Source organism: Vibrio ziniensis (assembly GCF_011064285.1).
Lineage (GTDB): Bacteria > Pseudomonadota > Gammaproteobacteria > Enterobacterales > Vibrionaceae > Vibrio > Vibrio ziniensis.
The window spans coordinates 362,901-377,419 of record NZ_CP049332.1; the positions used below are offsets into that span (position 1 = coordinate 362,901).

Below are 14,519 nucleotides of genomic sequence, written 5' to 3' on the forward strand. Positions count from 1 at the left end.
TTTCACTTTGCTGTTTATACGTTAAGCATAGCCAAGTAATAAGGTGCTGGTAGGAATAATTATCTGCTAAGTGTTGGTTTTCCAAACACTAAATAGCGAGTAATGAATATTTAAATCTGTGCCTAGTTTTGTTCATTCACTTAGATTCGGGAGCAACAACTTCTAACGGTACCCCATTCTGCGCCAGTATGACTGCTTTTGCTTTCACTTCAGATTTATCAAATTCTTCGAGCCACCATTTTAGTTCCACTGGCAAAGCGAGCTCTTTTTTACTGCCGTTACTGCGCGTTAATGGTTCATGCGCTTCAACAAATACACTTCTATCAGGTTCTAACGCGACCTTAACAGGTTCATCAATAATCCGTACTTTTTCGCCTTTTTCTACTTGATGAAACAACCATTCAATATCTTTCGGCTCCATACGGATGCAGCCAGAACTCACACGTAAACCAATACCAAAATCTTTATTAGTACCGTGGATCAGATAATCTCCATTACCAAATGCTAGACGAAGTGCGTATTCACCTAATGGGTTTTCAGGACCCGATGGGACAACTTCTGGTAACTCAATGCCTTTTTGTCGATATTCCTTACGAATTGACTCAGGTGGAGTCCAAGTCGGGTTTGGTCGCTTCTGACTGATCTTGGTTTCCATTTCAGGCGTATCACGCCCAATTCGACCAATACCTACTGGAAATATGTGTACTTTTCTCTCTTCTGGCTTGAAGTAGTAGAGACGCAATTCTGCAAGGTTCACCACGATGCCTTCATAAGGCACCATAGGTAAGATGATTTGTGACGGAATGGTAAGCACATAACCTTCTTGCGGGAGGAAAGGATCAACACCTTTATTGGCAGCCATCAGCCCTAGAAAACCGATATCATATTGTTTAGCAATTTGCGCTAGCGTTTCGCCTTTTTCAACAACATGGTATTGAGCATTTCCCACCATGCTGCTTCCTTCCATTGGAAAATCATAAGTGGCTGCAAAAACTTTTGTCATAACACTGGAGGCCAATATACACCCAATGACCAATAACTTACGCAACATGTATCTCTTTATCCCTTGCTTGCTTATACATGTCTAAGGTTACTTCTCTTTCTGCTTTATGATCAACGATTCGTGCAGGATATAACACCAAGTTTACACCCGCCCATAACCAAGGTGCGTGAACGTACTTCTCAGGCACTGAACGCAATTCAGGTATCCAGTGGCGAACAAATGCCCCTTTACCATCAAACTTCTGACCTTGAGTGATCGGGTTGAAGATACGGAAATAAGGCTGACCATCACACCCAGTGGACGCACACCACTGCCATCCTCCGTTGTTTGCTGCGTAATCGCCGTCAATCAGTTTGCTCATGAAATAGCGCTCACCCCAACGCCAGTCGATATGCAGATCTTTGGTCAGAAAGCTTGCGACTATCATTCTTAAACGGTTGTGCATCCAGCCAGTTTGGTTGAGCTGTTTCATTGCAGCGTCGACAATGGGGTAGCCCGTTTCGCCACGACACCAACGCTCAAACTTTTCATTATCTTGCCACCAAATGACATAACGTCCCCAATTGAGGAAGTCCCTACCTTTGCATAGCTTAGGTTCAAAAGTCAGTAAATGCTGGTAGAACTCACGCCAGATCAGTTCGCTAAGCCAAGTTTGAGCTCCTTGAGATAAGTTCCCCGAATTAGACTCTGCATAAAGCCTTGCCATACATTGTCTGGCAGATAGCGCACCTATCGCCAAATAGGGAGACAAACTGCTAGTACAGTCTGTAGCAGGAAAATCTCGACGCTGCTGATAATCATCTACGCGCTCTTGGCAAAAGGTTCTTAACTGAGCTCGAATCGTTTCAAAATCCGCAGCCCACTGAGAGCTGTCTTCTCTTGGATAGCTAAATGGTTGTTCTTTGCTCCAGAGAAGCCCCTGTACTTCATCTGGCAACACCATCTCCGGCGCACTTTGAGTTGGTTGGATTCTTGGAATACTTGCTGCAGAAAGCCAAGCTTTCTTAAACGGTGTAAATACCTTGAAGTATTGACCTTGTTTATTCAGCAAACTGCCCGCGGGAACAATGCATTTGTCGTGTAGAGATAACCAATCAATACCTTGCTCAGCCAAAGCGATTTGAGCCAGCTTATCTCGTTTCTGCTCATTCACTTCATATTCTTGATTAACCAACACTTCACTTGCACTGAACAGCTTCGCTATCTCGGAAATTCGCTGTGCAGAATGCGCAAAGTCGGAAACTTCAGAATAAAGCAGAGGTATGTTTAGAGCCTGAAGCTCCTTTTGAAGTTCATCAAGGCGGCGATAGATCAGATCAGCCTGACGAGGTGCCATATGATGCTGTTGCCACTGCTCTGGTGTTGCAATGAAAACTGCAGTAACGGGTTCTCCGCTTGCAATCGCATTGTTAAGAGCCGTGTTATCAACCGATCTTAAATCTCGGCGCAACCAAACCAGCTTCACGAGCTCAATCCGCTTAACGTATTGAGAACATCAGATAAATAGCATTGATCGTTAAAATGATTTCGTAGTTTACTAATCGCATTCATCTGAGAGTCAGGAAGTGACTTGTGAGAGAACAAAGCTAATGTGCTGTAGGCATCAATTGCTTCATGCCCAACAAGACCAGAAACATCATCTACCCCGTCTAGGAAAGTCACGTTGTATCCCTTTTCTGACCAAGTCACAGCCCATAACCAAGCAAGCAAACTGCCTACAGGGTCATAACTAACACAGAGGCACTTACCTTTGTGAGCAGCTTTATTCTCTGCTTCGAGTATGGATGAAAGCTTATTGATCATCAGAGATTGAAACAGTCCTTTTTGTAATGATCGCCAAGGTCCTTTCACTCGCTCTAAGGCATCAATCACTGGAAATACAAATTGAGTTTCAACAATATCCAGCGGATATTCTTTCATTACGGTAGCAATCAGATTTTCAGACTTACCACGATTAAGCTGTGACAGAGCAGTCAGCAGCTGTTCACACTCTTCAAGTTGTAAACGCGCATCTTCCTGGAATTCATCTGAAGCAACACCGCCTTTGAGCAGCTCACTCACTTTACCAATGGAAACGCCTTTAGCTAACCAGCCCTGAATTTCTTTAATGCTGTCGATGTTTTCTTGATTAAACAGACGGTGACCTTTTTCGGTTCTTTGCGGCTGAACCAGGTTGTAACGTCGCTGCCAAGCACGCAATGTGACGGGCTTAACTCCGGTTAATTCTGCTACTTCACGAATAGCGTATAGCTTTTGTTCATAAGCCATAGCGTAACTTCAACTCCTGTGGATAGGGATCCAGATAACGTTGTTGGATGAGGTACGCATCTGGATACAAGGACAAATAATGTTTGATAATGGTTATCGGCGCCAAAAGTGGCAAAATGCCCTTTCTATAATCATGAATAATTTCTGTCAGCTCTTTTTTCTGAGACTTATCGAGCGAACGCTTAAAATAGCCTTGAAGGTGCATCAACACATTGGTGTGATTTTTTCTGCTCGCCCTTATTTTCAAAGCTTGCATAAGCCCCAACCGGTAAAGTTCTATAAACTCATCAGTGGTGTAGTTTGTCACATTGGCCACTAGTCTTCCCAGTTCTCGATAAGAAAGTGGGTGGTGCGCCATCAAAGTGAGTTTGTAACGGGAATGAAAGGCCACAACTTTACCTGCGGTCGCTTCCTGACCAAGAGTCTGGTAAAAATCATGCAAGCAATAGACGCGAGTAATAAAGTTTTCTTTCAAAACAGCGTCATTGAGCCTTCCATCTTCCTCAATAGGAAGCCATGGCATTTTTTCCATTAACTTCTGAGTGTAAAGGCCAATACCACTTTTCTCAGCTTCGTGGGATTTGTAGACCTTAACTTTTTCCATGCCACAAGAAGGAGACTTGGCACAAACAATATAACCACACAACGGCTGCTGCATGAGCTGATCTATTTTTTGCTCTGAATACTGTAACAAGCCTGCGGTGTGATCTTTTGAAGGATCCTTTGTTTCAACCAGAGCTATACGCTCTTCATTTGAAACTAAGCGAATTGGTGGTCGTGGTACGGGTAATCCCATTCCAACTTCAGGGCAGACTGGAACAAACTCAAAGTATGGCAAAAGTTCTTTAATCACAAACTGACTGGCTTTATGTCCAGAATCAAAACGCACTTTTTGTCCCAGAACACATGCACTAATGCCCAATAAGATAGGTGACTGAGCCATATTAGCCCCCCTCAACTCCCAGACCAATAATTAATATTATACAAAAATAAACTTTGTATAATTTATAGCATATCCAAGACTAGTTATACAATTTTAAATTTCGTACAAATTATGCCAACATTTTCCCAAATCGATTGCTTTATCACTTTCAACATAAATCGTTATTAAATATCCACCTAAGTAATCCGATCGCCTTTTTTGTGACAAAAATCTCAAGAAACCTTATTATTACTCATTAGTATTGCCTCAACAGACAAATCCTAAGTCAACAGAAATAGTAATTTGATATGCAATGCTGTTTAATTGACTGAACATTTTTGGAGAACAATGATGGCAACCCCACACATTAACGCGCAACCTGATGATTTCGCTGAAACAGTTCTGATGCCTGGTGACCCGCTTCGTGCAAAATTCATCGCAGATACTTACCTTGAAGACGTGAAGCAAGTGTGTGACGTACGTAATATGTTCGGTTACACAGGTACATACAAAGGCAAAAAAGTTTCTGTAATGGGTCACGGCATGGGTATCCCTTCATGCTGTATCTACGTTCACGAACTGATTGCTGAATATGGTGTGAAAAACGTCATTCGTGTAGGTAGCTGTGGTGCAGTACGTGACGACGTAAAACTGATGGACGTTGTTATCGGTATGGGCGCATCAACGGACTCTAAAGTTAACCGCATTCGTTTTAGCAACCACGACTTCGCAGCTATCGCTGACTTCGATCTACTAGAAACAGCGGTAGCTCAGGCTCGTGCGCAAAAAGTAGATGTAAAAGTAGGTAACATTTTCTCTGCTGACCTGTTCTACACTCCAGAGCCAGAAATCTTCGAAAAAATGAAAAAACTTGGCATCCTAGGTGTGGATATGGAAGCTGCGGGTATCTACGGTGTGGCTGCCGATTTAGGCGCTCGTGCACTGACCATCCTAACGGTTTCTGACCATATCCTACGCGGCGAGAAACTCAGCGCTGAAGACCGTCAAAAATCTTTCCACGAAATGATGCAAGTGGCACTTGAAACTGCTATCAAGATGTAATTTCACATTTATCAAAAGGTTGCCGAGTAGCGCGCTTGGTAACCCCCAATATTCCCGAGGGGGAGATCGTGTCGACCGACCAATTACCTGCGGACGCTGATGGCTTGCAGCTCAACTTTTGTAAAACATTGGCGTGTGACAACTTTGGTTTGAGCGATGCAGAACGGTATGTTTTGCAACGTGCAAATCCTAAGCGTCCAACGATGGTTTGTCGTGAGTGCGGTGCTTTCCCCCCCTTACTTAACAATAAAGAAGTCTTAAACGAACTGGTTCGTTTACGTCAACTTCATAGCGACGGCTTACCGGCTTGTCGTAATCTCGAATGTGAAAACGCTGGGCTTTCCGTCCATATTCACAAACATCTTTATCATGCCTTTGGCTATAGCGGCGATCGTCAACGTTATCGCTGCAAATCTTGTCACTCTACCTTTGTCGATAAATGGTCTGGATCTAATAAGAAATTATTATTCCAAGAAACCTTATTCGGATTACTTTTCATGGGTTATTCGGTACGAGAAATTTGTCGCAAACTCAATATCAATCCCAAAACCTTTTATGACCACATCGACCACATTGCGAGTCGCTGTCGTAGAAAGTTGGCGATGATTGACGCTCGTTGGGTAAACCATGCGAAAAGTTTCCAATTCTCTTCGCACTACATGCCGTTGCAACCTAAAAGCAGCAATGGTGTGCTTTGGATTGCCACTGGTGATGCAAACACCGGCTATATCCTCTGTCAGCATGTTAACTACTCAACCAAAGAAGAGCCTGTAGGTTCTGTTGATCACAACCCTTATGAATTTCCGGCGAGATTCGTTTCAAGAGAACATTCTTCAGAAGCGAACGTACCTCAACCACCACCTTCCCCCATATTAAGAGAAAGAATTGATCAGCAATATCAGACCATTCTTGCTCGCGGTAACGTTGAAGACCCAATGGGGAATTTATCCACCTTTAACTACCCTTCTAAAGGTGCCTTGATTCGTCCGCCATACACGTCGTATGCTCACTATCTACACGTGTTGGATATGTGCGACATTGATAAGCATGTCTCTATCTTTATGCCTCAGGATCCGATTCTGCGCTCGGCGGCTTTAAGTGTGTGTTTATCGAGAATCAGACGTAAAAACATTGACTTAATGTATGTTGAAGAAGATGCTAGCTGGCAAGACACCCAATCTTTTAGCAAGGTTGACATTGTGCTTATGGGTTGGTGGAGAGACAGATGGGCAATTGCCCACCAAGAAAACGGCTCTAAAGGAATCTGTTATTTGGCAGGAGTCAATTCTGAACCTGAAGCTTGGTTACAAAAGGCATCGATAAAACAAACTGAATATTATCAGCAACGTTTTCAGTTACTATTTGAATCCTTCATCAATGAACCTAGACGCAAATTGCGTCCCGGTGGCTTACAGCCACTACTCGACATGTACCGAGCTTGGCATAATCTATGCTATCAAGATAAGTATGGAAATACTGCGGCACAAAACCTAGGATTAACTCAGAAGCCTTTGACGTTAAAAGAGCTTTTGTCCTGAGCATTTAGCATTGGAGTGTGAGGAAACACAAATTTATACACGAGCAAAATAATAAACATTTCCGATTTGCCGTGTAATTAGTGCTAAATGACATCGATACTCAAACGAAGCATATAAAGGCAGGTGGCAACACATCTCAAGATGTCATGTGTGTCGAACAGCCAGGAAGTAATGGATTTGGATCAAAGCCAGTACCTTTTATTATCAGAACTCAAACAGCTTAGGCTCCGAATAGAGTCTGAGCCCGCAGATGTATTGGCAGTAGCAGAAAAGGCTCTTGTCCAAGCTAAACAATCCCTTTTTCACGATGGCATTATTCACGCGCTCATCATTATGTCGCGTTGTGCTTGGTGCGAAATGGATTATCGCCGAGGTTTAAAATACATTAAAGAGGCACATCAGTATCAAAACAGCCTAGATACAGATGAGTTCCTACCTGAAATACTCCATGTTCATGCGCTACAATTTTGGGGGCAGGCCAAATACTATACGGCCCAACAATTTTGGATTAATGCTTTAGAGCAGTCTGCCTTAGTTGACGAAAATGAAGTCCTAATTGAAAGCCTCATCGGTCTCGGCAATATCTGGCGCATAACAAAACAATATGAGCAAGCTTGTTCAACCCACCAACTTGCAGCCAAAGTCGCACACAATATGGATATCTCATGGCTAGAAGGCAAAGCTCGTATATTATGGGCTTGGGATCTGTATTTGTTGCAGCAATACGTCGATATGCTCACTGTGCTTGATGGTGCAGACGAGGCGCTTATCGGCCATCCTGATCAAACATGGCAGGCCGAAGTGTGGGATTTCCGAGGCTTGGCACTATTAGGTCTAGAGCGCATTGAAGACGCGCAGCAAGCAACTCAAAAGGCTCATAAACTAGCTGTGGCGCATAACCTCTCTTGGATGAAGGCTCACTCATACATTAGCCGAGCAAGAATTGAGTTATTGAGGAAAAACCTTGGTCAGGCGGCACAATTGCTCATTTCTGCAGAAGAAACAGCGCGTGGTTTTGATAACGGCGAATTATTATCACAAATTTGCTATCAACAATCTCTCGTTGCTGAAGAGAGTGGCGATGACCACACAGCACTCGAAGCGTTTAAAAAGTATCGTAAATACTCACTGCAAATGCTGCATGAGCAAACGATGAGACTTGGCTCAGATAAAGCTCGCACATCAAAACGCCAGCTCGATCAACGAGCAAGAAAGCTTCTGAACCGAATTCGTAATCAGCACGACTATCATCCAGAAAAACATCTATCCAATGTAGTACCTGAGAACTACTGGTGGGAACAAATGGTCCTACATAAAGTTGACCTAATGAACTCCTCCCACTCCGTGGTTTCTATTTATCATGCAAATCCTCTTTTTTTGGACGCCTGCACCGAGCTGGTTCACTCATTGTGTGGATCTAAAGATCTGCTATCACGTTTGAGTGCCCATTATTTGGGGTTGCTCGTGTGTGAGAGAGGAGAATCGGCTCAGCATATATTTAGTGTACTGGAACAAATGATCGAGATTTATCCATGGGAGCGTAAAAAGCTCCTAGGAACGCTTCCACAAGCGACTCTTCATACTATCGTCAGCTTCCCTTTCACGCTTGAACTACTTGAAGACCTGAACTTGGAGAAATAATGAATGGAAGCGTTACTCAATAAAGTTCAAGAAGCAGGTTTAGACGCCACCTCAGTCAGTGGTGAAGAAGCGGTTATTTTTTGGAGTAAAGTGCGTAAAAGCATTGCTACCACAAATGAAGAAAAAGCTATCTGTTTTATCGTTAGCGCTGAGTTCCATGCGGAAATGCGACAGTTACAGAACAGCATTAATGAGCTTAGATCCGCACTAAACTTGTTGGATTCCGAACATGCTGAGCTCATCCTGACCGTTAAAAACAGTCTTGCTGAACTACTGATTGAAAATGGCGATTACGTAGAAGCCCTTCAAGAACACATTTCCTCTTCAGGATTGGCGGTGGAATATCGTTACATTGATCATTACGTGCTTGCCATACTCGGAATGGGCAACTTGTGCGACGCCTATGGTGATCATCGCCGAGCGATGAGTTACTACCTCAAAATAGACAGCCTCGATCATGCCATCAACAGCCGCGCATTAAGATTACGATACAAACTTTATATGCTCGCTTGTTATGTAAACCTTGGGCGTTTTGATGAAGCCGACGAACTGGTTAAAGAGTGTGAAGAGCTCAGCATTCTTGTTAGTGACAAAATTCTTGCGGGTCAAACCATTCTGTACGAAGCCAAAATATATCGTCACCAAGGCAATATCGAACAAGCACTCCGCACTTTATCAACTGTCCAATTTTCACCGGGTAATATGCATTCTTACTGGCTTGCTAATATGGTTCGTGTCGAACGAGCGAAATGCCTCATAGAACTCGGAAAGTCTGACATTTCAAACATGCTGTTATTTGGAACTGAGAAACGTCTAAAACGTTTTCCATCACCTGTACTAGAAAAAGGGTTATATCAAACCATTAGTCGCATATTTGAACACCAAGGACTGTATAAGGAAGCGCTGCGTTACGAACGCGAAGCCTTCATGATTGAATCCGATCTCATTCAGCGAATCCCAATCGCTGAACTTGGAGCAACTCAATTACGCCGGTTATCTCGATTTGAACTGCAACTGAAACTCATCGTATCTGAGCTTGAGAACCAAGAGCTGAAAGAAACCACTGAGCACCACAAGAATGCGGTAGCTCGTCTGCAGCAGGACGTGTTCACCGATCCTCTCACCAAACTTCACAACCGCCGCTGGCTAGATGGCAAACTTAAAGATCTCCTCCACAATGAAACACCGTTTGCTTTCTTAGTGGTTGATATTGACCACTTTAAGTCGATCAACGATGAACTAAGTCACCTAGTTGGAGACAAAGCTATTGTTAATGTTTCAAGTGAACTGGCAGAACACTTCAACTACCCACAAGCGTCTTGTGTACGCTATGGCGGAGAAGAGTTCTTAGTCATCCTTGAAAACCAGACTTTAGAGCAAGCACAAGCGGCTGCGGAAGAGTTCCGCGAACGAATCTTTAAGTTCCAGTGGCAAGAAATTCTTGGTGAACGAGGCTTAACCGTCAGTATTGGGATTACTTTGAACAAGGAAGGCGAAAACACGCAGAGAACCTTCTATCGTGCCGACAAAGCACTCTATCGAGCCAAAGCAAACGGTCGAAACCAAGTGTGTTCAGAATAATCCTTTGATTTATCAGAGGATACTGTTACAAATGTTCTCGCGTCCAAGTAGAATAGACAGCGATATCAAAGAAAAACGTACTACGCTTTAAGCAACACAAAAGTACTGACCCACGATTTTTATATCTAGTGGCTCAGAGTGAATTTGTCACCGCATATACATATCCAATCGGCGATGATTTTACTTGGGGAAAGCTTTTGTAAATCAAGACGATAAGTATTCAATTTATATAGGACCATTCTATGTTTTTAGATTATTTTGCCCTAGGTATGTTGGTATTTGTGTGTTTAGTGATTTTTTACGGCATCATCGTCATTCATGACATTCCGTACGAAATTGCTAAAGAACGCAACCATCCACATCAAGATGCCATTCACGTGGCAGGTTGGGTCAGCCTTTTTACTTTGCATGTTTTGTGGCCATTCTTATGGATTTGGGCAACATTATGGCGCGAAGATCGTGGTTGGGGCTTCCACAAACTTCAAGAAGAAACGCATGATATTCATGTACGTGTTGACGAGTTAACCCAACAAGTGGCTATGCTAAAAACTGAAATTGCAAAACTAAGTCAAAACCAAGCTCCTACGGCTAAAGAGACTACTCAAGAAGAGGAGCAAAAATAATGGATTTGTTACTTATTCTGACTTACACCGCGATTTGTATTGCCATTTTTAAAGTCTTTAAAATTCCGCTAAACAAGTGGTCAGTACCGACAGCAGTCTTAGGTGGCGTGATACTCATTGGCACACTGATTCTTTTGATGAACTATAACCATCCATTTACTGCTATTGGTGGCCAAGCTTATAGCACTACTCCAATCGTTTCTGGTGTTCGCGGAAAGGTTATTGAAGTCGATGTTGTTGCCAACCAGCCACTGAGAAAAGGGGATACTCTATTTAAGATTGACCCAACTCCTTTTGAAGCAGAAGTTGTTCGTAAAGAAGCGGCCGTGGCAGAAGCTGAACAACAAGTGCTGCAGTTAGAGTCTGTTTACAAAGAAGCAGTATCAAATACCACTAAAGCAGAAGCGGCTCGCGATAAAGCCAAACGAGAGTACGAGCGATACGAGAAAGGCTTTAAACGTGGTGCATTTACCGCTCAACAAGTTGATACGACTAATCAAGCATACAAGGGCGCCCAAGCTTCTTTTGAAGCAGCTCAGGCTAGTCAAGAATCAGCTCGTCTTGCTTATGAATCGCAAATTAATGGCGAAAACACTACGGTTGCCCGCGTTGAAGCTGAACTGGTTCAAGCGCAATTCAACCTAGAGCAAACGGTTGTAACTGCGCCAACTGATGGCTTCGTTACGCAACTTGCATTACGTCCGGGGATGATGGCGGTTCCACTCCCATTAGCGCCTGTAATGACGTTCGTACACACAGAAGACGTTTATTTCTACGGTGCTTTCCGTCAAAACTCGATGCAAAGATTAAAATCCGGATTTGAAGCGGAGTTCGTATTCCGTTCAATTCCGGGCAAGGTGTTTAAAGGTGAAGTGGTGGACGTCATTCCTGCAATTGCAGAAGGTCAAATTCAGGCAAGAGGCTCATTACTAGGCACGCAAGCTATCAACACACAAGGCCGAGTAATGGTGAAACTGAAACTTACCGACGATATGAGCGAATACCATCTACCTCTAGGATCAAGCGCAGAGATAGCGGTGTATTCTGACAGCTTTGAACACGTTTCTATCATGCGTAAGGTGCTAATTCGTATGAAGAGCTGGCAAAATTACTTATATCTGGATCATTAATATCGAATAATCTAGTAGTCTCCTAGGATATTTAATTAAGGAAACGCCGCAGTAAATGCGGTGTTTTTATACCATCCTAGATAAAAATATGATCAGACTGAGCATCGGCGAGCAGCGAATGGTATTAATCCTCGATTACCCAAACAACTAGGCCCAACGTAATACACGAACTTCATTGCCTTCTTCAGGCTGTTTCGGAATGTTGAGGGACAACAGCAGTGACACGCACGCCATTCCGGCACCAATGTAAAATACCGCAGCTGGCGATACGAGCCACAACAAACCAAAACTCACAGGAATAATTACTGCAGCGATATGGTTAATGGTAAATGCCACCCCCGCTGTCGAAGCCATATCCGCAGGATCTGCAATTTTTTGGAAGTATGTTTTAACAGCTAATGCCAGTGCAAAGAATAAGTGGTCAACAACATACAGACCTGCAGCCCAGTGCGCATCAGTCACTAGTGCATAACCTACAAAAACACCAATTAATCCTACATACTCCACGATGAGTGCTTTACGTTCACCAACTACTCCGATGAAGCGACCAATTCGTTTAGCAAACAGGAAGTTAAATACGTAGTTGATCAAAAAAAGAAGTGTGATGTCTGCTGCGGTATAGCCAAATTTTTCAACCATTAAGAAGCCAGCAAACACAGTAAATATTTGACGACGGGCACCACTCATGAAAGTTAAAGCATAATAGAGCCAGTAGCGCTTACGTAAAACCAACTTCTTGGTCTGAGGTGTCGCTGATTTAAATTCTGGGAAAGCTACCGTAGCAGCCACAACTAAAGCCAGCGCCAATCCACCGGTAATTCCATACACCCATTCATAGCTCAAATTCAGTTGTTCAAGCATGACCCACAAAGCGCTGTATGTAAGCAGTGATGCTAACGCACCAATAGATATCATCTTACCAAGCATTTCTGGAGCTTCATCTTTACTCAGCCATTGAAGTGATAGTGACTGTTTCAATGTTTCAAAATAGTGGAAACCAGAAGACATCAATAAGGTTGTTAACAGCAACCCCGTGAGAGAAGGGAAGAAACCTGTGATTGCCGTGCCTAAAGTCAGCATCATCAGAGAAATCAGCATAAAGCGCTGTTCTCGAACAAAGAGCAAAACAAATACAGCCGTGAAAGCAAGAAACCCTGGTATTTCACGCACGCTCTGAAGCAAACCAATATCAGCACCGTTAAAATTCGCTTTTTCAATCACGAAGTTATTCAGTAGAGCCATCCAACTGGCAAAAGCAATTGGCACAATTGCAGAAATAACCATCAGGAAGTTTTGTGGCGTACGCCAATTTTTAGTGTTCATGAAAAGTATTATCATCCTTGTTATCATGTTCTCAGTGTAATCAATCCTGCTTTAGCTGTAACCTAACGATTAAAACTAAATACACAGGAGCAACTACTGATGCAGATTCGCTTTGCTACCGTAAACTTGTTCAACTATCTCGCACCGCCGAGTGCTTTTTACGAATTCAATAATATTTATGATGAAAATCAATGGAATAAGAAGAAGCAATGGTTAGATAGAAAATTATCCGTCTTAGATGCAGATGTCATTGGATTTCAAGAAATTTTCAGTGCAAAAGAACTAGAGATTCAATTAAAGGAACTAGGCTACGCCCACTTCTTCGTTGTTGACCAACCCAAAATCTCGGATGAGTATATTTATACACATCCAGTTGTGGGTATTGCTTCACGTTATGAATTGACAGGTGTTGAAGCTATTGAAGTCGATAAGCCGAACTCAGAAAACGCTTTTAACTTTTATCGAAAGCCGCTCAGAGCGACGCTTAACCACCCTATTGTCGGTAAATTGGATGTCTATATCGTGCACTTTAAGTCACAGCGCCCCACATCGGATCGTAAAGAAGAAAACTCGAGCGTTTTCGAAGCTTGGCAGCAAGAAACTTATGGCAATTGGATTTCCACTGTACAGAGAGGATTTGAAGCTGCTTTGTTACATCAAGAGATAATGGAAAGAAAAAGAATAACGGGTCACCCAGTCGTTTTAATGGGCGACTTTAACCAGATACTTGATAGCCAAGAATTCGCTTGTCTACGCTCTACTCACCGTTTTCGCCAACCGGACTCTTACTTGCCACTTTTGCCCTATCAACTTCTCGATAGCTGGGAGCTATATTGCCACACTGGTACTGCGCAGCGTAAACCCACTCACTACACTGGTGCTTCAGGGCAAGTTCTGGATTACATACTACTTTCAAGTGACTTCGGTTCGGAAACCGATCACAACATTGCTCGAGTGATCAATTTTCACGTTGAGGACCAACATCTGATAAACCCGAATTTTGAACTCGACCAATTCGCCAGTGATCATGCCTTTGTCGCAGTAACGTTGGAACTACGCACGTAAATGCTGCCATTCAGGGTGACGATCTAAATAGTGTTTTACGTAACTACACACAGGCACAATTTTAAATCCTTGTGTTTCAATCATGGGCAACACGCTTTCCATCATAATCTTTCCATAGCCTTTACCTTGAAGAACTTCCGGAACTTTGGTTGAGGTTATATGCATCGCTTTATCAAAGAACTGATAGCGTACAACTGCATAATACTCACCTTCTAGATGAACTCGGAAGCATTCGTTCTCCCTGTCATAAATTACTGTATGTTTCATTTTTATGTCCAAATTGCTAATTAAGTATCACTTTATATATATGATGAATTGAAAGTCTGAATACATAACCATAAAATCTCAACTCTTAAAAAAATA

Annotated in this window: 13 protein-coding genes; 7 read left to right on the plus strand and 6 right to left on the minus strand. The window is 42.9% G+C overall.

The window, feature by feature from the left end; translation table 11 throughout:
* Positions 1-136 precede the first annotated feature (136 nt).
* Genes G5S32_RS16660 through G5S32_RS16675 form a run of 4 tightly spaced genes read right to left on the minus strand, consistent with a single transcriptional unit; the run spans position 137 to position 4,214 of the window.
* Entirely contained in the window at positions 137-1,051 is a 915-nt protein-coding gene (locus G5S32_RS16660; RefSeq protein WP_165313258.1) for a L,D-transpeptidase family protein, read from the minus strand.
* Positions 1,041-2,468: a deoxyribodipyrimidine photo-lyase gene (gene phrB / locus G5S32_RS16665; protein WP_165313259.1), complete on the minus strand. Its 1,428-nt coding sequence runs from the start codon at positions 2,466-2,468 to the stop codon at positions 1,041-1,043. The genes G5S32_RS16660 and phrB overlap by 11 nt, the downstream gene beginning before the upstream one ends.
* Positions 2,465-3,271 (minus strand): MerR family transcriptional regulator, encoded by an 807-nt coding sequence (locus G5S32_RS16670; protein WP_165313260.1) that lies wholly within the window; start codon positions 3,269-3,271, stop codon positions 2,465-2,467. Before G5S32_RS16670 ends, phrB begins: the two co-directional genes overlap by 4 nt.
* A complete protein-coding gene (locus tag G5S32_RS16675) occupies positions 3,261-4,214 on the minus strand; it encodes a YbgA family protein (protein ID WP_165313261.1) in 954 nt (317 codons plus the stop codon). Before G5S32_RS16675 ends, G5S32_RS16670 begins: the two co-directional genes overlap by 11 nt.
* 330 nt (positions 4,215-4,544) lie before the next feature.
* On the opposite strand from G5S32_RS16675, the gene deoD reads away from it, so the two are divergent.
* The 6 genes from deoD (at position 4,545) to G5S32_RS16705 (ending at position 11,768) form a co-directional block, all read left to right on the plus strand.
* A complete protein-coding gene (gene deoD, locus G5S32_RS16680; protein WP_165314179.1) occupies positions 4,545-5,255 on the plus strand; it encodes a purine-nucleoside phosphorylase in 711 nt (236 codons plus the stop codon).
* 68 nt (positions 5,256-5,323) lie between these two features.
* Positions 5,324-6,793 (plus strand): IS1 family transposase, encoded by a 1,470-nt coding sequence (locus tag G5S32_RS16685; RefSeq protein WP_165313262.1) that lies wholly within the window; start codon positions 5,324-5,326, stop codon positions 6,791-6,793.
* A 177-nt stretch (positions 6,794-6,970) separates the two neighbouring features.
* On the plus strand, positions 6,971-8,434 hold the full coding sequence (locus G5S32_RS16690) for a hypothetical protein (RefSeq protein ID WP_165314180.1): 1,464 nt from the start codon (positions 6,971-6,973) through the stop codon (positions 8,432-8,434).
* 3 nt (positions 8,435-8,437) lie between these two features.
* Positions 8,438-10,015, plus strand: a complete 1,578-nt coding sequence (locus tag G5S32_RS16695; RefSeq protein ID WP_165313263.1) for a GGDEF domain-containing protein — start codon at positions 8,438-8,440, stop codon at positions 10,013-10,015.
* A gap of 242 nt (positions 10,016-10,257) precedes the next feature.
* On the plus strand, positions 10,258-10,638 hold the full coding sequence (locus G5S32_RS16700; protein WP_165313265.1) for a DUF3302 domain-containing protein: 381 nt from the start codon (positions 10,258-10,260) through the stop codon (positions 10,636-10,638).
* Entirely contained in the window at positions 10,638-11,768 is a 1,131-nt protein-coding gene (locus tag G5S32_RS16705; RefSeq protein WP_165313268.1) for an HlyD family secretion protein, read from the plus strand. The genes G5S32_RS16700 and G5S32_RS16705 overlap by 1 nt, the downstream gene beginning before the upstream one ends.
* Positions 11,769-11,915: 147 nt before the next feature.
* On the opposite strand, the gene G5S32_RS16710 is transcribed toward G5S32_RS16705, so the two are convergent.
* A complete protein-coding gene (locus G5S32_RS16710) occupies positions 11,916-13,091 on the minus strand; it encodes an MFS transporter (protein ID WP_165313270.1) in 1,176 nt (391 codons plus the stop codon).
* Between the two features lie 99 nt (positions 13,092-13,190).
* Here G5S32_RS16710 and G5S32_RS16715 point away from each other — a divergent pair, with 99 nt between their 5' ends.
* Positions 13,191-14,156 carry an endonuclease/exonuclease/phosphatase family protein gene (locus tag G5S32_RS16715; RefSeq protein ID WP_165313272.1) on the plus strand — a complete coding sequence of 322 codons (966 nt, stop codon included), beginning with the start codon at positions 13,191-13,193 and terminating at the stop codon, positions 14,154-14,156.
* Here the strand turns inward: G5S32_RS16715 and G5S32_RS16720 are convergent.
* Entirely contained in the window at positions 14,145-14,423 is a 279-nt protein-coding gene (locus tag G5S32_RS16720; protein ID WP_165313274.1) for a GNAT family N-acetyltransferase, read from the minus strand. The two genes, G5S32_RS16715 and G5S32_RS16720, sit on opposite strands and share 12 nt — an antisense overlap.
* Positions 14,424-14,519 lie beyond the last annotated feature (96 nt).